This is a genomic window from Flavobacterium sp. H4147 (genome assembly GCF_029360735.1).
GTDB classification, from domain to species: Bacteria; Bacteroidota; Bacteroidia; order Flavobacteriales; family Flavobacteriaceae; genus Flavobacterium; species Flavobacterium endoglycinae.
In genome coordinates, this window is sequence record NZ_JARKNB010000001.1 from 1,480,404 (window position 1) to 1,499,612 (window position 19,209).

The 19,209-nt window shown below is 35.0% G+C and carries 16 protein-coding genes; 12 read left to right on the top strand and 4 right to left on the bottom strand.

The features are described from left to right. Positions 1-31: 31 nt before the first annotated feature. The 4 genes from P2W75_RS06425 to P2W75_RS06440 all read left to right on the top strand — a co-directional run bounded on the left by P2W75_RS06425 (position 32) and on the right by P2W75_RS06440 (position 8,599). Positions 32-2,269 carry a glycoside hydrolase family 3 C-terminal domain-containing protein gene (locus tag P2W75_RS06425; protein WP_276379615.1) on the top strand — a complete coding sequence of 746 codons (2,238 nt, stop codon included), beginning with the start codon at positions 32-34 and terminating at the stop codon, positions 2,267-2,269. 145 nt (positions 2,270-2,414) lie between these two features. Beyond that, positions 2,415-3,914: a cellulase family glycosylhydrolase gene (locus P2W75_RS06430; protein ID WP_276379617.1), complete on the top strand. Its 1,500-nt coding sequence runs from the start codon at positions 2,415-2,417 to the stop codon at positions 3,912-3,914. Positions 3,915-4,027: 113 nt separating this feature from the next. Beyond that, positions 4,028-5,974, top strand: coding sequence for a sialate O-acetylesterase (locus P2W75_RS06435; RefSeq protein WP_276379619.1), 1,947 nt, complete (start codon positions 4,028-4,030; stop codon positions 5,972-5,974). A 216-nt stretch (positions 5,975-6,190) separates the two neighbouring features. Then, complete coding sequence (locus P2W75_RS06440) at positions 6,191-8,599, top strand: glycoside hydrolase family 95 protein (RefSeq protein ID WP_276379621.1); 2,409 nt, start codon at positions 6,191-6,193, stop codon at positions 8,597-8,599. A 131-nt stretch (positions 8,600-8,730) separates the two neighbouring features. Here P2W75_RS06440 and P2W75_RS06445 read toward each other — a convergent pair whose 3' ends face one another. Further along, positions 8,731-9,276 (bottom strand): CvpA family protein, encoded by a 546-nt coding sequence (locus tag P2W75_RS06445; RefSeq protein ID WP_276379623.1) that lies wholly within the window; start codon positions 9,274-9,276, stop codon positions 8,731-8,733. A 396-nt stretch (positions 9,277-9,672) separates the two neighbouring features. Between P2W75_RS06445 and P2W75_RS06450 the strand changes: the two genes are divergently transcribed. The 4 genes from P2W75_RS06450 (at position 9,673) to P2W75_RS06465 (ending at position 12,288) form a co-directional block, all read left to right on the top strand. Then, complete coding sequence (locus tag P2W75_RS06450) at positions 9,673-10,029, top strand: hypothetical protein (RefSeq protein ID WP_207294345.1); 357 nt, start codon at positions 9,673-9,675, stop codon at positions 10,027-10,029. Between the two features lie 153 nt (positions 10,030-10,182). Beyond that, positions 10,183-10,632, top strand: coding sequence for a hypothetical protein (locus tag P2W75_RS06455; RefSeq protein ID WP_276379625.1), 450 nt, complete (start codon positions 10,183-10,185; stop codon positions 10,630-10,632). A gap of 138 nt (positions 10,633-10,770) precedes the next feature. Beyond that, positions 10,771-11,790 carry a phenylalanine--tRNA ligase subunit alpha gene (locus P2W75_RS06460; RefSeq protein ID WP_276379627.1) on the top strand — a complete coding sequence of 340 codons (1,020 nt, stop codon included), beginning with the start codon at positions 10,771-10,773 and terminating at the stop codon, positions 11,788-11,790. A 90-nt stretch (positions 11,791-11,880) separates the two neighbouring features. Then, positions 11,881-12,288: a hypothetical protein gene (locus tag P2W75_RS06465; RefSeq protein ID WP_276379629.1), complete on the top strand. Its 408-nt coding sequence runs from the start codon at positions 11,881-11,883 to the stop codon at positions 12,286-12,288. Between the two features lie 194 nt (positions 12,289-12,482). Here the strand turns inward: P2W75_RS06465 and P2W75_RS06470 are convergent, their stop codons facing one another. The 3 genes from P2W75_RS06470 to P2W75_RS06480 all read right to left on the bottom strand — a co-directional run bounded on the left by P2W75_RS06470 (position 12,483) and on the right by P2W75_RS06480 (position 15,934). Beyond that, on the bottom strand, positions 12,483-13,478 hold the full coding sequence (locus P2W75_RS06470) for an NAD(P)H-dependent glycerol-3-phosphate dehydrogenase (protein WP_207294349.1): 996 nt from the start codon (positions 13,476-13,478) through the stop codon (positions 12,483-12,485). A 355-nt stretch (positions 13,479-13,833) separates the two neighbouring features. Continuing rightward, positions 13,834-14,991, bottom strand: a complete 1,158-nt coding sequence (locus P2W75_RS06475) for an iron-containing alcohol dehydrogenase (RefSeq protein WP_276379631.1) — start codon at positions 14,989-14,991, stop codon at positions 13,834-13,836. Between the two features lie 181 nt (positions 14,992-15,172). Beyond that, the gene (locus tag P2W75_RS06480) at positions 15,173-15,934 is read right to left on the bottom strand and encodes a type 1 glutamine amidotransferase domain-containing protein (protein WP_276379633.1); all 762 of its coding nucleotides are present in this window, start codon (positions 15,932-15,934) and stop codon (positions 15,173-15,175) included. 85 nt (positions 15,935-16,019) lie between these two features. On the opposite strand from P2W75_RS06480, the gene P2W75_RS06485 reads away from it, so the two are divergent. The 4 genes from P2W75_RS06485 to prs all read left to right on the top strand — a co-directional run bounded on the left by P2W75_RS06485 (position 16,020) and on the right by prs (position 19,113). Beyond that, on the top strand, positions 16,020-16,925 hold the full coding sequence (locus P2W75_RS06485; protein WP_276379634.1) for a LysR family transcriptional regulator: 906 nt from the start codon (positions 16,020-16,022) through the stop codon (positions 16,923-16,925). Between the two features lie 115 nt (positions 16,926-17,040). Beyond that, positions 17,041-17,403: a PKD domain-containing protein gene (locus P2W75_RS06490; protein ID WP_207294353.1), complete on the top strand. Its 363-nt coding sequence runs from the start codon at positions 17,041-17,043 to the stop codon at positions 17,401-17,403. Between the two features lie 109 nt (positions 17,404-17,512). Then, complete coding sequence (locus tag P2W75_RS06495; RefSeq protein WP_276379636.1) at positions 17,513-18,205, top strand: NUDIX domain-containing protein; 693 nt, start codon at positions 17,513-17,515, stop codon at positions 18,203-18,205. A 74-nt stretch (positions 18,206-18,279) separates the two neighbouring features. Beyond that, entirely contained in the window at positions 18,280-19,113 is an 834-nt protein-coding gene (gene prs / locus P2W75_RS06500; protein ID WP_276379638.1) for a ribose-phosphate diphosphokinase, read from the top strand. Positions 19,114-19,209: the final 96 nt, after the last annotated feature.

Here is a 19,209-nt window from a genome sequence, read left to right on the forward strand (position 1 = left end):
AATCTTTAAATTCAAAAACACCTAACTATCTATGAAAAACAAAATGATATACCTTTCGGCAGCTTTGGTTTTTGCATTTTTTGCTTCTTGTAAAAATGATGCGAAGACTACGGCTTCAACTTCGGCGCAGAACGAAGAATACGTTGGAAAAGAAATAGGAACAGAACATGATGCCGAAATCGACAAACTCATTTCGCAAATGACATTAGAAGAAAAAGTCGGAATGCTTCATGGTAACAGTATGTTTGCCAATTCAGGCGTAAAACGTTTAGGAATTCCAGAATTAAAAATGGCCGATGGTCCGTTGGGAGTTCGTGAAGAAATTTCGCGTGACAATTGGGCGCCAGCAGGATGGACAAACGATTTTGCAACCTATTATCCAGCAGGAGGAGCTTTGGCAGCAACGTGGAATGCTGAAATGGCACACACTTTCGGAACTAGTTTAGGAGAAGAATTGCGTGCAAGAGATAAAGACATGTTACTTTCACCAGCGATTAATATGGTGAGAACGCCGCTTGGAGGAAGAACGTACGAATACATGTCAGAAGATCCATTTTTGAATAAAAAAATCGCCGTGCCATTGGTTGTTGGTTTACAGGAAAAAGATGTAATGGCGTGCGTGAAACATTATGCGGCAAACAATCAGGAAACCAATCGTGATTTTGTAGATGTGCAGATTGACGAGCGTACACTTCGCGAAATTTATCTTCCAGCTTTTGAAGCTACTGTAAAAGAAGCAAAAGCATATAGTATCATGGGAGCGTATAATAAATTTAGAGGTGAATATCTATGTGAAAACGATTATATGCTGAATAAAATTCTTCGTGACGAATGGGGATTTAAAGGTATTGTCGTTTCAGATTGGGCTGCGGTACATTCTACAGCAAAAACTTTGAAAAATGGTTTAGATATTGAAATGGGAACTCCAAAACCTTTCAACGAATTTTTCTTAGCAGATAAATTAATTGCAGCAGTAAAATCGGGTGAAGTTTCAGAAAAAGAAATTGATCTTCATGTAAAACGTATTTTAAGAGTTTTATTCCAAGTAAAAGCAATGGGCGGAGGCGAGCGCGCTAAAGGAAGCATCGCAACAGAAGCACATTACCAAGATGCGTACAAAATTGCAGCAGAAGCAATTGTATTATTGAAAAATGAAAACAATGCGCTTCCGCTAAAATTAGACGGAGTAAAATCTATTGCGGTAATCGGAAACAACGCAACCAAGAAAAATGCTTTGGGCGGATTTGGCGCTGGTGTTAAAACAAAAAGAGAAGTTACGCCTCTTGAAGGGCTTAAAAATAGACTTCCTTCTTCAATCAAAATCAATTATGCAGAAGGATATCTAGAGCGTTACGACAAAAGGAATAGAGGAAATTTAGGAAATATTACGGCAAACGGTCCAGTTACAATCGATCAGTTGGATCCTGCAAAAGTAAAAGAAGCGGTTGAAGCGGCTAAAAATTCAGACGTAGCCATCATTTTTGCAGGTTCAAACCGTGATTACGAAACTGAAGCTTCTGATAGAAGAGATTTACATTTGCCTTTCGGACAAGAAGAATTAATCAAACAAGTTCTGGCAGTTAATCCAAAAACGATCGTAGTAATGGTGGCTGGTGCTCCATTCGATATTAATGAAATAAGCCAAAAGTCTTCAGCTTTAGTTTGGAGCTGGTTTAACGGTTCTGAAGGCGGAAATGCTTTAGCAGATGTTATTTTAGGAAAAGTAAATCCGTCAGGAAAATTGCCTTGGACAATGCCAAAACAGCTTAAAGATTCTCCTGCACACGCTACAAACAGTTTCCCTGGAGACAAAGCAGTAAATTATGCAGAAGGAATCTTAATCGGATACCGCTGGTTTGATACTAAAAATGTTACGCCATTATATCCTTTCGGTTACGGATTATCATATACGACTTTTGCTTTAGAAAATGCAAAAGCAAACCAAGATTCATTTGCTCAAAATGAGGTAATCGAAGTTTCTGTTGACGTTAAAAACACAGGAAAAGTAGACGGAAAAGAAGTTGTTCAATTATATACTTCAAAACCGGATTCTAAAATTACTCGAGCAGCGCAAGAGTTGAAAGGATTCAAAAAAGTGGATGTAAAATCTGGAGGTTCAGAAACAGTAACGATTAAAGTGCCTGTAAAAGAACTAGCATATTATGATGTTGCTGCTAAAAAATGGACAGTCGAGCCAGGAAAATATACTATTAAAGTAGGAACTTCTTCAAGAGACATCAAAAAAGAAATTTCAGTAACAATTAAGTAGTCTTTTTAACCATATAAGTAATTTAAGTTCATTCAAGCTTTGCGTCTCAGCATCTTTGCTAGATTAATTTTAAGCTTGATTAAATAAACTTAAATTACTTATATGGTTATTTTTTAAAAGCCTATTTGGTAAAAACTTAAACCAAATGAAAAAAACAATCAAAGATTATCTCCTGAGTTTTATATTATGCTTTGCTTTTTTAGGCGTTTTAGCTTGCAGTTCAGATAAAGACAATACGCCAGTAAGTATAAAAATGCTGAGTGTCAACAAAGATAAAGTCGATTTTGACAGTAAAGAAAATACAATTGAAGTAACTGTTAATTCTAACGGAGTTGCTTGGACTTTGACTAATCCTGTTACTTGGATAAAAGTAAATCAGACTTCTGGACCTTCTGGAAGTACAGTAGTAAAAATAACGGCTTTAGAAAACACAACGAGTTCAGTACGAAATGCGGTGATTACGCTATCAGGCAGCGAAGTTCCTTCTGCAACAATTTCAGTTTCTCAGGCTGCGGCTGTAGCGACAAGTTTATATCCGAGTTATAATACCAATCCAATTGCAGCCGATGCTTCTGGAATGTCAAGTTCGGCAGTTGAATTGGCGGCAAAAATCAAATTAGGATGGAATATTGGAAATACTTTGGAAGCTACAGGCGGAGAAACTGCTTGGGGAAATCCAAAAGTGACCAAAGCATTAATTGATGCTGTAAAAGCAAACGGATTTAATGCCATTAGAATTCCATGTTCTTGGAATCAGAATTTAGAAAATGCAGCAACAGCAAAAATCAAAACCGATTGGTTAAATCGTGTTAAAGAAGTGGTACAATATTGTGTAGATAACGATATGTACGTTGTAGTAAACATTCACTGGGACGGCGGATGGCTGGAAAACAATATCAATGAAGCCAAAAAAGTAGAAAATAATGCTAAACAAAAAGCTTTCTGGGAACAAATCGCCACGCATTTACGCGGATTCGACGAACATTTGCTTTTTGCGAGTGCCAACGAACCAGCGGTTGAAGATGCAACGCAAATGGCAGTTTTAATGTCTTATCATCAAACTTTTATTGATGCCGTTCGTTCAACAGGAGGAAAAAATGCTAATAGAGTGTTAGTTGTTCAAGGTCCAACGACAGATATTGAAAAAACAAACAAATTAATGACTACATTGCCAACAGATAAGACGGCAAATAAAATGATGGTCGAAGTGCATTATTATTCTCCGTGGAATTTTGCTGGATTAACCAAAGACGAAACTTGGGGTAAAATGTTCTATTATTGGGGTTCAGGATTTCATTCTACAACCGATACCGAACGAAATGCAACTTGGGGCGAAGAAGCCGATTTAGAAAAGAATTTCAAATTGATGAAAACGCAGTTTGTCGATAAAGGAATTCCTGTTTTGTTAGGAGAATTTGGAGCAATCCGAAGAACCACTTTAACGGGAGACGCGCTGACTTTGCATTTAAATTCTAGAGCCTATTATTTAAAAACGGTAGTCAAAACAGCAAAAGCAAACGGTTTATTGCCGTTTTATTGGGACGAAGGAAGCTTAGGAAATAACGGTTTCGGAATCATAAACAGAACCAACAATACCGTCTTCGACACACAAGCTTTAAACGCATTAATCGACGGATTAAAGTAAAAAAATGTTATAAAACCATATAATTGATATAAGTAAATATAAATTCAATGAAAAGGATAATCTTAAATTTACTTATATCAATTATATGATTCAAAAAAATAAAATTAGAATAAATGAAAAAGTTAATAGTTTTTATTTTATTGATAATTAGTGCAATATCTAGCGCTAATGTACGAATGCCTATACTTTTTTCTGACGGAATGGTGTTGCAAAGAGACAAGCAAATCCCGATTTGGGGTTTTGCCGATGCCAATGAAAGTGTAGAAGTTCATTTCAACAAACAAATTAAGAAAACAACAGCCGATAAAAACGGAAAATGGACGGTACATTTAGCTGCCGAAAAAGCCGGCGGACCATTCGAATTGGTTGTAATCGGAAAAAATAAAATTACCATCAAAAATGTTTTGGTTGGAGAAGTTTGGATTTGCAGCGGACAATCGAATATGGAATTTCAAGTTTCCAAAACTATCAATGCTGAAAAAGAAATTGCAGACGCCAATTATCCAATGATTCGCCATTTTGGTATAGCGCAGGATTTAAGCGGAACCCCAAAAGACGATTTAAAACAAGGGAAATGGGAAGAAGCTAACAAACAAAACGTAGGGAACTTTACCGCTGTCGGCTATTATTTCGCCAGAAAATTATATTCAGAATTAAAAATTCCAATCGGAATCATCAATACTTCTTGGGGCGGAACCAATGTAGAAACTTGGACAAGCCGTGAAGCGTTTCAAAATAGTCCTGATTTTAAATCAATGATTGCCGATGTTCCCGTGATGAACGTGGATTCAATTTCGAAACTGTACGCCCAAAAAATGAAAGAAAGAGTCGAAAAGATTCAAGGAACAGAAGTAAGTACTGCAAACGAAAATACATTTAAAGAACTTTCTTTCGAGGATAAAAATTGGGGCGATTTAAAAACACCGAGTTTATGGGAAAATCAACCGCTTGGCGATTTAGATGGTGTGGTTTGGATGCGTAAAACAATTACCTTAACCGCAGAAGATATTAAAAACAAAGCGATTTTAAGTCTTGCAAAAATCGATGACGAAGATATTACCTATGTAAACGGAATTGAAGTGGGGCGAAATACACAATATGATTTAAAAAGAGTATACACAGTTCCAGACAATATTTTAAAAGAAGGAAAAAATGTAATTGCCGTTAGAATTGTAGATAACAGTGGAGGCGGAGGTATTTATGGAGAATCCCAAGATTTGAAATTAACAATAGGAACTAAAGTTATTCCGCTTGACGGAAATTGGAAATTTAGAGTTATTGTGGTCAAAACGTCATTATCGCCAAACAGTTATCCGTCGTTATTGTACAATGCCATGGTGAATCCGTTGGTTCCTTATGTGATTCAAGGTGTTCTGTGGTATCAAGGAGAGTCAAATGTTTGGAGAGCAAAACAATACAAAAAAGCTTTTCCATTATTGATTAATGATTGGAGAACCAAATTCAAACAAGGCAATTTTCCATTCTATTTTGTGCAATTATCAACTTTTGACGAGTTTGGCGGCAACAGTCAAAAAGGAAGCCGTTGGGCAGAACTTCGAGAAGCACAATCTGAAACTTTGAAATTACCAAACACAGGAATGGCGGTGACAACAGACATTGGAAATGCAAAAGACATTCACCCAACCAACAAACAAGATATTGGTCTGCGTTTGGCAGCCATCGCAATGAACAATATTTACGGTAAAAAACAAATTAACAGCGGACCAACGTATAAATCTCAGGAAATAAAAGGAAACCAAATTATCCTAACTTTCGATAACATCGGCAGCGGACTATCAACGCCAAATAGCGATGAATTAAAAGGATTTGAGATTGCAGGTGCAGACAAAGTTTTTCATTCCGCGAAAGCGATTATCAAAGACAACAAAATAATCGTTTCCAGCGATCAGGTTCAAAATCCAGTTGCAGTGCATTACGGTTGGGCAGACGACGATACGGCGATCAATCTTTTCAATAAAGAAAAATTCCCTGCATCACCATTCAGAACCGATAATTGGGAAATGATTACGGCAAACGAAATTTATAAAGTGAGTAAGTAATGAAAAGTAATTAGCAAAAAGCAAAAAACTTAATATGTTCCACTAGGAACAATTCGTCGGTAGCAACAGGATGAATCCGTTGGTGAAAAAAGAAATCGTGAAAATGTCCGTTAGGAACATCTGGTCGGTAGCAACGGATGAAATCCGTTGGTTAAATAAACAAATTGCGAGAATGTTCCAGAGGAACATCTGATTATAACATTAAAATAAAACCCAATGCATTCAAGTTTCATCAAAAAAACATTTTTCATCTTATTCCTCACATTTTACACCAAAAACATTTCGGCACAATCCAAAAATGTTTTGTGGTACAAACAGCCCGCAGAATTCTTTGAAGAAAGTTTAGTTTTAGGAAACGGAAAAATGGGAGCAACGGTTTTTGGCGGCGTGAATTCAGATAAAATTTATTTGAATGATATTACACTTTGGTCGGGCGAACCCGTAAACGCCAATATGAGTCCAGAAGCTTATAAAAATATTCCCGCAATTCGCGATGCCTTAAAAAACGAAAATTATAAACTAGCCGAGGAACTGAACAAAAAAGTTCAAGGAAAAAACTCAGAATCGTATGCCCCTTTGGGAACATTAGAAATCAACAATTCAGAGAAAGGAAAAGCGACCAATTATTATAGAGAATTGGATCTTGCCAACGCAACATCAAAAGTGACGTATGAAATGGACGGCGTAAAATACACGCGCGAATATTTTGTTTCGGCTCCAGATCAAGTTATGGTCATTAAATTGACGAGTAGTGAGAAAGGAGCTTTAAACTTCGACATTAGTTTAAAAAGTTTATTAAAATCAGAAGTTGCCGTTCGAAATAATGTTTTGGTAATGAACGGCACAGCGCCAATTCATGAAAATGCAGGATATAAAGTCCAAGAAAAATATTTGCAGATTCCAGAAAGAGGAACAAGATTTACAACTTTACTGCAAGTCAAAAAAACAGATGGTCAGCTTACCAGTTCGAGAGCAGCATTAACGATAAAAAATGCATCTGAAGTTTATATTTATGTTTCGGTGGCAACCAGTTTTAACGGCTTTGACAAAAATCCAGCTACCGAAGGTGTAGACGATGTATCAATTGCTTTGCAAAATCTTAATAAAGCGTATGCTAAACCATTCGACAAACTAAAGGAAAATCACATTGCCGATTATCAAAAATTCTTCAATCGTGTGGACTTGAATCTAGGTAAAACAACCGCTCCAGATCTACCAACAGACGAACGTTTATTGCGTTATGCTGATGGAAAAGAAGATAAAAATCTGGAAATTTTGTATTTCAATTTCGGACGATATTTACTAATCAGTTCTTCACGAACTTTGGGTGTTCCTGCCAATTTACAAGGACTTTGGAATCCGTATGTAAATCCGCCTTGGAGCAGTAATTATACGATGAATATTAATCTGGAAGAAAATTATTGGCTGGCAGAAAACACCAATCTTTCAGAAATGCATCAGTCTCTTTTGAGTTTTATAAAAAACCTTTCGGTAAACGGAAAAATTACAGCAAAGACTTTTTATGGAGTAAATGAAGGTTGGGCAGCGGCTCATAATTCAGACATTTGGGCGATGACGAATCCCGTTGGACAATTTGGAAAAGAAGATCCAATGTGGGCATGCTGGCCAATGGCACAAGCATGGCTAAGCACACATATTTGGGAGCATTATACTTTTACTCAAGACCTAAATTACTTAAAAAAAGAAGGTTATCCGTTAATGAAAGGCGCGGCAGAATTTTGTTTGGGCTGGCTGGTAACCGATAAAAATGGAAATCTCATTACATCGCCATCCACTTCGCCAGAAAACCAATATAGATTAGCAGATGGTTTTGTTGGTGCAACAATGTATGGAGGAACTGCTGATTTAGCGATGATTCGTGAATGTTTTGATAAAACGATAAAAGCTTCAAAAGTGTTGAATACGGATGCTGCTTTCAGAGATAAATTAGAAAAAGCATTGGCTAAACTTCATCCGTATCAAATTGGCAAAAAAGGAAATCTACAGGAATGGTATTTTGATTGGGACGATAATGATCCAAAGCACCGTCATCAATCGCATTTATTTGGGCTTTTTCCTGGCGATCATATCACGCCTTTGAAAACGCCAGATTTGGCAGAAGCTTCTAAGAAAACTTTAGAGATAAAAGGAGACGAAACCACAGGCTGGTCAAAAGGCTGGAGAATCAATCTTTGGGCAAGACTTTGGGACGGTAATCGTGCTTACAAAATGTACCGCGAATTATTGCGTTACGTTGATCCAGATGGAAAAAAAACAGACAAACCAAGAAGAGGTGGAGGAACATACCCGAATTTATTCGATGCACATCCGCCATTTCAAATTGATGGGAATTTTGGAGGCGCTGCAGCCGTTGCAGAAATGTTAATTCAGTCAGACGAAAACGAAATCCGATTGCTTCCTGCTTTGCCAGATGATTGGGAAGAAGGTTCTGTAAAAGGAATTTGCGCTAGAGGCGGTTTCGAAATCGAAATGAATTGGAGCAATAAAAAACCACAAAAAGTAATTATTTCTTCAAAAAATGGAGGAAAAACAACTTTGATTTTCGGTGATAAAAAACAGGAAATCGTTTTGAAAAAAGGAGAGAAGAAAGAGGTTAATTTTTAATAATTATTGTTACCCTGAACGAAGTCGAAGGGCGCTCCAATTGGGACTGGGCTTCGACTCCGCTCAGACTGACAAACGATAAAATAAACCCGACAGGTTTTTAAAACCTGTCGGGTTTCATGTATATTTAACTATTCTTTCTCTGAATTTTCCTTTTCTTCAGGTTTCTGAGAATGCTCTTTTTTAAAACTTTCGTACCATTTTTCGATCGACGGATAAACAAAAGCGGCGACTTTTTTCACTGGATTATAAAAAATAGATTTATCTAAAGTTTCTTGTTTGGCAAAAGTGTTGTTGAAATTGATTTTTTCGAACAAAGCAATAAAAATACTCAGAATCAGAATGGTTTTTAAGACTCTGAAAAATCCGCCACCCAACTTATTCATCCAGCCTAACATGGCAAAATCGGCAATTCCGGTTAGAATTTTGGCCAAGAAATAAACACCAATGACAACCAGAATAAAAGTTAAGATAAAAGCCGTGATCTGAATATTAGTCGGGTTCCAAGAAACATGTTTTGAAATCATTCCCGTCATTAAAGAAGAAAATTTAATAGCAAGATAAATGCCTAATAACAGCGAAATAAAAGAAGCAACTTCTACAAAAAGTCCGTTTTTAATGCCTTTGTATAAACTGTAACACAAAAGCGCACCGACGATAATATCAAAAAAACTCATGTTTTGGGTTTGGTGTTTAATGAGGCGCAAAGATAGATTTTTTTTTGAGGGACAAAGGTTTCAAAGTGGCAAAGGTTCAGAGTTATAAAGCGGCAAAGGTTTATTTTGATTTACTTGAATATGTTTTAAACACATAGAATCATAGTTTTTTCTTTGTTAAAAGGCGTTTCACTTATTTTTAGCAAATATAGCGATGTGTAAAAACTTGTTTTTTTAAATTTTCTCTTCTTCATTTTTTTAAACTATGTTTCTACGTGTTTAAATTTTTTAATGTGTTTGCATTTGAACTATGTATCTTTGCAAATCTAATTTTAGAGTTAGATTGCGATTCTGAGCCTTCAGGATTATATTTTTTAATCCGCAATCTAAAATCTACAATCAAAAATCATAAATTAAATGTCTAGAGATACACAATTAAAAGAGCGATGGGAAAAGCTCGTTGATATACTTTCCAATCAATTTTCGCAAGGCGAAGATTTAGATTTGGATTCGATAATTTACTTAATCGGAGTTCAGGAATATGGAAAAGTGCACCGTCAATACAAAAAAGATGAAAAACTAAATTTAATGCACATTGCAATCTGCAGATTGCTGGAACCATACGGGTTTTACGAATTCGAATATTTTGATGAAGAAGGATGGCCGCATTATAAAATAAAAGAACAATTGCCTTCGTTAAAAGCAGGTGAACAATCAGTTTTAATGAAAGAAGCGATTGTAAATTATTTTTTAGAAAGAAAACTTATTGAGTAGTTTTTTATAGTTTTCAGTCGCAGTCGCAGTTTGCAGTACTGAGACTGAAAACCGCGACTGAAAACTTGAAAAAATATGTGTAGATACGCAATGACAGCTTATAAACCTCATTACGCTTGTTTTAATTGTCGAAAGACATTTAAAAGAAGATTTATGAGAGATATAAAAAAAGGAGAAAAATCGCTTTTTGAAGCCAAATGTCCTGAATGTGAAGAGTTAATGGCTAATATGGGGCTGGATTTTGAATCGCCCAAAAAGGACGATTTAAAGAAATGGGAACATCTTAAAAGTCTGTATTCTGTTGGGATTACTTTTCATTCTTGCGGTTGCAGCGGGCCAGGTTATATTCCGAATTCGAAAGAAAAACTAATTGAATATTTCGAAGAGATAAAAAAAACATATCTCAAGAATATGGAATTCTGGCGCGATAGAGTAGAGCCTTCTACCAAAAAAGAAAAAGAACAGGATTATAATAGAAACTGGTCTAAATTAGGAGAGATTTCTTCAAATTACAAAAAAGAAATAGTTACGAATCAAGAAGGACTGGATTATTGGCATCAAAAAATAAAAGAAATCGAAGAGAAAATAAATCTTATAAAATAATTACAGGTCAGCAAATAATAATCATTTAAAAATTAGCTGTGATTCCTTAAATAGGTTTGCAGAATTCTTAAAACTGTTGCTGTGACTGCGCACTTTAAACTAAAAAGACTAAATTTGTATTTCAATTATTGAAGGAAAATGATAGATAAGATAAAACAACATATAGAGGAAGCTAAAGCCTTTAATGATAAAAACAAAGAATCTTTAGAGCAATTCCGAATTAAATATTTAGGAAGTAAGGGGTTATTAAAGGAACTTTTTACGGAGTTTAAAAATATCCCAAACGATCAGAAAAAAGATTTTGGACAAGTAATTAATACTCTTAAAGCGGTTGCCGAAGAAAAAGTAAGAGTTATTCAGGAAGAACTTGAAAGTAAAGAAGAAAGTGTAGGTGTTTTTGGTGATTTAACACGTGCAGCAGAACCAGTTCTTATTGGTTCTCGCCATCCTATTTCTATCGTTAAAAATCAGATTATAGATATTTTTGCCAATATCGGATTCAACGTTTCTGAAGGTCCAGAAATCGAAGACGACTGGCATAACTTTACGGCATTGAACTTACCAGAATATCACCCAGCGCGTGATATGCAGGATACGTTTTTCATTCAAACCAATCCAGATGTCTTGTTGCGTACACATACATCATCGGTTCAGGTGCGTTATATGGAAAATCACAAACCGCCAATCCGTACGATTTCACCGGGACGTGTTTTCCGTAATGAAGCAATTTCGTCTCGTTCGCACTGTATTTTCCATCAAGTGGAAGGATTGTACATTGACAAAGATGTTTCTTTCGCCGATTTGAAACAGACATTGCTTTATTTCACTAAAGAAATGTTCGGAAAATCTAAAATTCGTCTTCGTCCGTCGTATTTCCCATTTACAGAGCCAAGTGCTGAAATTGATATCTATTGGGGATTAAAAACAGAAACCGATTACAGAATTACCAAAGGAACGGGCTGGTTAGAAATTGGAGGCTGCGGAATGGTAGATCCAAATGTTCTTAAAAATTGTGACATCAACCCAGACGAATACAACGGATTCGCTTTCGGAATGGGAGTAGAGCGTATAGCAATGCTTTTATATCAAATTGGAGATATCCGTATGTTCTACGAAAATGATGTTCGTTTCTTAGAGCAATTTAAAGCAAATATATAATTTAAGCCATAAAGTCGTAAAGTCGAAAGTTGAAAGTCTCAGAGTAGGCTTTTGACTTTCGACTTTATGACTTTCAAACTTTCGACTAATATGAAAAAAGATATAATAATTCCAGAAGTTGAAAACGTGTTTCTTGCTGCAGTGCAGGAATGGAGCGACGATTTTATGGAAAAAGTGTGGTACGCTTATTTAGTTAACGACAGCGATTTTAACTTAGACAGCGTAATGGTGGTTTCAAAAGCATTTGGAACAATCGACGGCGAAATGAAAAAGACGTCAATTCTGCGTCATGCTTTTGTTGAGGTTCCTTCGGTTTCTGTTGTGAAAATAGAATTAGTAGAAAAAAGCCTTTTAGCACTTAATAACGAATTTATGGTAACATTCTTCATCCGAAATACTCTATACGATAAGAAATTCATTTTTAAAGCCAATTCAATCAATGAAAATAATACTGAAGAAGTACCGATTTTGTTTGTTGAAGGGGTAATGGTGAAATAGAGATTTGGAAGAAGAAAGAAGCAAGAGGAAAGATCTTAATGCTTTGAGAAAATAGAAGAAAGAGTAAAGACTTCTTGAAGATAGAATAAAAGAGAAAGAGCCAAGACTGTAAATTCAGTTTGGCTCTTTTTTATTTTCTGCACAAAGAGAAAAATCTTTCCTCTTGCTTCTTTCTTCTATCCAGTCTAAAAAGATTAATCCAAAGACTCCGTTAATTTCTTGAAAACCGTTTTAGCATCTTTTCCATCATATAAAACAGCGTAAACAGCATCAATAATTGGCGTTTTGGCACCGTAACCTTGATTAAGTTTGTAAGCACTTTTTGTAGCGTAATATCCTTCGGCAACCATGCTCATTTCCATCATAGCGCTTTTTACAGTATATCCTTTTCCTATCATGTTTCCGAACATTCTATTTCTTGAGAAAACCGAATATCCTGTAACCAATAAATCGCCCAAATAAGCTGAATCATTAATGTTACGTTTCATTTTGTGTACTTTTCTAATGAATTTCTTCATCTCACGAATAGCGTTACTCATTAAAACCGACTGGAAGTTATCGCCATAACCTAAACCATGTGCAATTCCGGCAGCAATCGAATAAATGTTTTTCAGCATCGCCGCATATTCAGTTCCGATGATATCGTCTGAAATTTTAGCTTTGATATAATTTCCTGAAAGTGACTTAGCCACGATTTTGGCTTTATCAGGATCTCCACACGCGATAGTTAAATAAGAAAGTCTTTCTAATGCTACTTCTTCGGCGTGGCAAGGACCAGTAATTACTCCAATATTGTAATAGGGAATATCGTATTGAATATGGAAATGCTCACCAACAATTAAACTGGTTTCGGGTACAATTCCTTTAATAGCTGAAAATATAATTTTATCAGACAGCGAAACTGTCATATTTTGAAGTTCGGCATCTAAAAAAGCTGAAGGAATAGCAAAAATGATATAATCTGCGTATTCAATAGCCTCGTTTATATTGCTTGTTAATTTGAGTTTGTTAATGTCAAATTCAACTGAACTTAAGTAATTTGGATTGTGTTTGTATTTCTGAATATGCTCTATGGCAGACTCATTACGCATATACCACGCAATTTCGGAAAGATTAACGCATAACATTTTTGCAATTGCCGTTGCCCAGCTTCCACCACCAATTACTGCAAATTTTAATTTTTCACTCATTATTTTATTAATTTGAAACAAAAGTACTTAATAATGTAATAATAACATAAAATCTGATTTAAGAAATTTATAAATCACCTTTAAATACAATGGTTTTCAGTTTGTTTCACCTAAAAATAAAAAAAATTACCGCCTTGCACAATAAAGTAAAAAAACTTGCGTTGTAAGTGTTTAGAAATTAGAATTTTAATGAATTTATCAAGATTTGAGTTAGTTAGTTTTGTTTTAGTAATTTGAAAAGGCGTTCCTAAACTTGTTAAGAACGCCTTTTCTATCTAAATTATAATTTCTAAATCCCAAATTCCCGAATTTAGAAAACCTTGGAATTTGGAATTTAAAAAAAATGGGATTTTATTTAATATGAAAGTTCCACAATAGATCTTACTTTGTCCAAAGTTACCAATTGATTTTCGCCTAAACCTTTCCAGCCTCTTTCGTCAAAACGATTAACGATAAAGTCGGCTGTTTTAGAATAATCTTCTGTGTATTGAGAAAGTTTGGTGTCCATTCCCATGGTATGGAAAAATTCTACGGTTTTGTTGATCGCTTCTTTTGCCACTTCTTCATCAGAACCTGTTAAATTAAAGATTCTTCTTCCGTATTGTGCCAGTTTTCCCTTTTTAGTTTCGAACATCACATGATACAAACTTGGACCTATAATGGCCAAAGTTCTGGCATGGTCAATTTCGTAAAGAGCAGTCAATTCGTGACCAATCATATGCGTTGCCCAATCACTTGGAACACCTTTTTGAATTAATCCGTTTAAAGCCATAGTACAGCTCCACATAAAATTCGAAGCCAAAGTATAATCGGTTGGATTTTTTACAATTCCAGGTCCAACTTCAATTAGAGTTTGAAGAACACCTTCGGCAATTCTATCCTGAAGAAAAGCATCCGTTGGATACGTTAAATATTGCTCCATTACGTGTGTGTAAGCATCTACAACACCATTTTCAATTTGTCTTTTTGGTAAAGATGCAATTACCGAAGGATCACAAATAGAGAATTGAGGAAACAAGGCACTACCTCCAGAAGATAATTTTTCCTGAGTAGCTTCAATGGTTACGACATATCCAGAATTCATTTCACTTCCCGTTGCTGGTAACGTTAAAACAGTTCCGAATGGCATTGCATTTTCTTTAATCAAGATTCTTTTTTGAAGAATATCAATTGGATTTCCGTCAAAATTAACCGCAGCGGAAATAAATTTCACACCATCAATTACAGATCCGCCGCCAACAGCAAGGATAAAATCGATTTTTTCTGCTTTAATCACATCAACGGCTTTCATCAAGGTTTCAAATCTTGGATTTGGTTCGATTCCGCCAAATTCTACAATTTCAAAACCTTTCAGATTGTGGATTACCTGATCGTAAATTCCGTTTTTAAAGATACTTCCGCCACCATAAGCCAAAAGAATTTTAGCATTTTTTGGTACTAAAGTCGAAAGTTTTGAAATCTGCCCTTTCCCGAAAACTAAATTCGTAGGGTTGTATAATTCAAAGTTTAGCATTTTTTTTAAAGGTTCTAAGATGCTAAGGTACTCAGGTTCTAAGTTTTTTTGGATTGAACTTAATCAGCAACTTAGCATCGTTGTTAATTTAATTTTATTGATTAGTGAATAAAGGATTAAGATTTTAGTTTCTAGGAAAAACACCTCAGAACTTTAGCGTCTAAGTCCCTTAGCACCTTTTTTACTTTAACTCTTGTAGCAATTTCCCAGCTACCAATTTAGACGAAGCTGGGTTTTGACCTGTAATTAAAAGTCCGTCGGCGACTGCGTAAGGCTGCCAGTTTGGTCCTTTAGAAAAAATTCCTCCGTTTGATGCCAATGCATCTTCCAATAAAAATGGAACCACTTTAGTTAAACCAACTGCTTCTTCTTCGGCATTTGTAAAACCAGTTATTTTTTTACCTTTTACTAAATATTCACCTTTTACTTTTACGTTTTTCAAAACTGCTGGAGCATGACAAACAAAGGCTACAGGTTTATTATGCGTGTAAAAAGATTCAATTAAAGCAATTGAATTTTTATCTTCCACTAAATCCCAAAGCGGACCATGACCACCTGGATAAAATACAGCGTCGTAATCTTTTTGGTTAACGGTTGAAAGCTTCAAAGTGTTTTTTAATTTTTCCTGTAAAACTTGGTCAGCATCAAAACGTTTAGTATCTTCAGTTGCCGATGCTGGATCAGCACTTTTTGGATCAATTGGCGGTTGTCCTCCAAGCGGAGAAGCAATTGTAATTTCTACTCCCTGATCTAGTAATTCATAATAAGGTGCTGCGAATTCTTCAGACCAGAACCCGGTTTTTTCTCCTGTGTTGCCCAGTTTATCATTGCTGGTAACAACAAACAATACTTTTTTCATACCTTTTTTATTTGATTTTTGAGCCAATGCTGAAAAGCTTACGGCTGTAAATGCAGTTATTGCGAATAGTGCTATTTTCTTCATAATATTAAATTTTGAACAAATTTACGGGGAATGTGATATTTGTAAAAATAAAATAAACTATGTTTGTTATAAATAATTTTATGTCATGGTAAATTTAGAATGGTACAGAACCTTTAAGGCGGTGTATAAAAACGGAAACTTTTCAGTAGCCGCAAAAGAATTGTTTATGAGCCAGCCAGCCGTTAGTCAGCAGATTTCAATGTTGGAAGCTCACGTTGGAAATAAATTATTCAATCGGAAATCGAAAGGAGTAGAGCCAACCGAATACGCTAAGTTACTGAATAATTTGATAATAGATGCGCTCGATCGTCTTGAAAGTGTCGAAACTGGTTTTAGAGCCAAAGCAGAAGACGCGACAAGATTAATTTCGGTTGGAATTTCAAAACATCTTTTTGACTGTATTGGAAACCTCTTGATCTCCAAGTTTGATTTAATTGATTTTACTTTCGCAGAAAACGACGAACTTTTTGCATTGGTAGATTCTAAAAAACTCGATTTTGCCATTACCACAAAACGATTCGATACTTTTGATACCACTTATGAAATTGTGGGTAAAATCAAACTGATTTTGGTCGCGCCGTCAAGTTTGGACATAACTGAATTCCGCCAAAAATTAAAAGCAGATAATTTTACGGAAATTGAACAATGGCTAAATGCACAAAAATGGTACAGTCATGATGCGCGAATTCCACATATAAAATTATTCTGGCTTCATGCTTTTAATAAAAAAAGACCATCAATGGTGCCTAATTATATCATTCCATCAGAATCTGAAATGTTGAGATTGTTGGCAAAAAATGATGGAGTTGCCGTGACTTGGAATTGCAATGCAAGAAATTATATAAAAGAAAACAAATTACAGTTGGTGTGGAACAGTTTTCACGTTCCCGAAGAATTTGTGTATTTGCTAACGCCTAAAAATAACAATGCCAAATCAATTTTCGATGTAATTGAAAAAGAGCTCAAATTATTTTTTGGTAATAGATTATAATACAGTTTAAATAGAATAGGAATATTTTATAAAGTATGCGAAAATTCTTCTTTTTGCTTTGACTTGATCTTTTAAAAGAATATTTTTGATATACAAACCACTAAAATTTTCCAGTATGAAAAAGATCTCAACTATTTTAATGTTTATAATGCTGTTTTTTATAATTAATTCTTGCAGTAAAAGTGATGATGAAGCTATAGTAGATTGTTTAGGAGATTCTATTCTTACTGAATTAAAACATCCTGTTGATGCAGCGGATTCAAAAAAAATTAACTTTTCAATTGAATACGCTGGCAGTGATAGAACGCTGAGTAATGTGAAATGGACTTTTGGAGATGGACAAACAGCAACAGGTCTTTCAGTTTCTCATACCTACAGTACAGCGGGTTCTTATACAGTTAAGGCAGAAGTTACTACAAAAAAAGGTAGTTCTTCAGAATGTACTCATGAGAAAACGAAAACAATTACGGTGAATTAGAAAAACCAAAATAAGATTTTTTTGAGAGTCAGTTTTATAATTTATGCTTCTGCATCAGATTATAAAATTGACTCTCATTCGTTATATTTGTTTGATATGATTTTTGAATATGGAAAAGTTACAAAATATTAGAATAGCAGTTGATGCGATTGTTTTTGGTTATAAAAACAATGATTTATACGTGTTATTAATTGAACAAAAGTTTGGTTCAGCCGATAAATATTGGGCGTTACCAGGAGGTTTGGTACAGAATGAAGAATCTTTGAGCGATGCGGTTATTCGTGAACTGCACGAAGAAACGAATGTGCAGCTTAATTTCATGGAACAGCTTTACACTTTTGGAGATGATATTTTTAGAGATTCCAGAAACCGTGTTATTTCGGTTGCGTATTACGCTTTGGTCGATGCCTCGAATTTAGAAATTAAAGCCAATACTGATGCCGAAAGAGTGCAATGGTTTAAGATTGATGAAATTCCGTCTTTGGCATTCGATCATAATTTGATTTTGAAAAAAGCCATTACAAGATTAAAATCAAAACTGACTTACGAGCCAATTGGTTTCGATTTGCTTCCTAATGAATTTTTATTTTCTGATTTGGAAAACCTTTATTGTACCATTTTGGAAAAGGAAATCGACCGAAGAAATTTCAGAAAAAAAATATTGAGTTACGGTATTTTGGAGCAAACCGATAAAATTGCTCCCGTTAAAAACGGAAGACCAGCAAAACTTTTTAAGTTTAATAAATTGAAATACAATTCATTAGTTAGAGAAGGCTTCCACTTCGAAATAAAGTTTGCGTAATTTTTACACAAAATATATTGTTTATTTAAAATTAAATTCTACATTTGCGTATAATTAACGCAAACCTAAACGCTATGATACTAAATCTCGACCCAAAATTCGCTCCTTTTCAAAATCAGGATCAAATTAAATTTCAAAGTTTTACTTTTTCTGGTGGCGAACCACACATTAAAATCGTTCCTGATTTTGATACCAACAGAAAAGTAACGATTACACACCGATTAAATTCATTCAACGATTTGGGTTTGTTGTGTATTACAGTTGATGCTTTACGCAGAATGGACGTTAAGATTATCGATCTTTTTATTCCGTATTTTCCAGCGGCAAGACAAGATCGCGTTATGATTCCAGGCGAACCATTGTCTGTAAAAGTATATGCAGATATTATTAATGCGATGCAACTGAACAAAATATTTGTTTTTGATGCACATTCTGAAGTTACACCAGCTTTGTTGAATAACTGTACTGTAATCCCAAACTATACTTTTATCAAAGAAGTTTTAAATAGAATTGGCGAGAACGTAAAACTGATTTCTCCAGACGGTGGCGCTTTGAAAAAAATCTATAAAGTATCTGAATTTTTAGGTGGCGTTGAGGTTGTAGAATGCAGTAAAAGCCGTGATGTAAAAACTGGAAAGTTATCTGGTTTCAAAGTGTACAACGATGATTTGGAAGGAACGGATTGTTTAATTGTAGATGATATCTGCGACGGAGGAGGAACTTTCGTAGGATTAGCAGAAGAACTAAAAAAGAAAAATGCCGGAAACTTATACTTAGCAGTAAGCCACGGGATTTTCAATAAGGGATTTGAAGTTTTAAACTGCTTTGATGGTATTTTCACGACCAATTCTTTTAAAGATTTTGAAGGTGAAAGTGTTCAGGTAATTGGACTTGACAAATTAATTTAAAAATGTCTCAAATTTCAGGTTTCAAGTTGTTTTTGTAAACCTTAAAAAACTATTAACTGTTTCAAGTTTCAAGTTCCAGGTTCCAAGTTAGTGCAA

What these genes read in the sequence shown, in the direction of transcription:
- P2W75_RS06425 (WP_276379615.1), top strand. Translation starts at nt 32, where the DNA reads ATGAAAAACAAAATGATATACCTTTCGGCAGCTTTGGTTTTTGCATTT.
- P2W75_RS06430 (WP_276379617.1), top strand. Translation starts at nt 2,415, where the DNA reads ATGAAAAAAACAATCAAAGATTATCTCCTGAGTTTTATATTATGCTTT.
- P2W75_RS06435 (WP_276379619.1), top strand. Translation starts at nt 4,028, where the DNA reads ATGAAAAAGTTAATAGTTTTTATTTTATTGATAATTAGTGCAATATCT.
- P2W75_RS06440 (WP_276379621.1), top strand. Translation starts at nt 6,191, where the DNA reads ATGCATTCAAGTTTCATCAAAAAAACATTTTTCATCTTATTCCTCACA.
- P2W75_RS06445 (WP_276379623.1), bottom strand. Translation starts at nt 9,276, where the DNA reads ATGAGTTTTTTTGATATTATCGTCGGTGCGCTTTTGTGTTACAGTTTA.
- P2W75_RS06450 (WP_207294345.1), top strand. Translation starts at nt 9,673, where the DNA reads ATGTCTAGAGATACACAATTAAAAGAGCGATGGGAAAAGCTCGTTGAT.
- P2W75_RS06455 (WP_276379625.1), top strand. Translation starts at nt 10,183, where the DNA reads ATGAGAGATATAAAAAAAGGAGAAAAATCGCTTTTTGAAGCCAAATGT.
- P2W75_RS06460 (WP_276379627.1), top strand. Translation starts at nt 10,771, where the DNA reads ATGATAGATAAGATAAAACAACATATAGAGGAAGCTAAAGCCTTTAAT.
- P2W75_RS06465 (WP_276379629.1), top strand. Translation starts at nt 11,881, where the DNA reads ATGAAAAAAGATATAATAATTCCAGAAGTTGAAAACGTGTTTCTTGCT.
- P2W75_RS06470 (WP_207294349.1), bottom strand. Translation starts at nt 13,478, where the DNA reads ATGAGTGAAAAATTAAAATTTGCAGTAATTGGTGGTGGAAGCTGGGCA.
- P2W75_RS06475 (WP_276379631.1), bottom strand. Translation starts at nt 14,991, where the DNA reads ATGCTAAACTTTGAATTATACAACCCTACGAATTTAGTTTTCGGGAAA.
- P2W75_RS06480 (WP_276379633.1), bottom strand. Translation starts at nt 15,934, where the DNA reads ATGAAGAAAATAGCACTATTCGCAATAACTGCATTTACAGCCGTAAGC.
- P2W75_RS06485 (WP_276379634.1), top strand. Translation starts at nt 16,020, where the DNA reads ATGGTAAATTTAGAATGGTACAGAACCTTTAAGGCGGTGTATAAAAAC.
- P2W75_RS06490 (WP_207294353.1), top strand. Translation starts at nt 17,041, where the DNA reads ATGAAAAAGATCTCAACTATTTTAATGTTTATAATGCTGTTTTTTATA.
- P2W75_RS06495 (WP_276379636.1), top strand. Translation starts at nt 17,513, where the DNA reads ATGGAAAAGTTACAAAATATTAGAATAGCAGTTGATGCGATTGTTTTT.
- prs (WP_276379638.1), top strand. Translation starts at nt 18,280, where the DNA reads ATGATACTAAATCTCGACCCAAAATTCGCTCCTTTTCAAAATCAGGAT.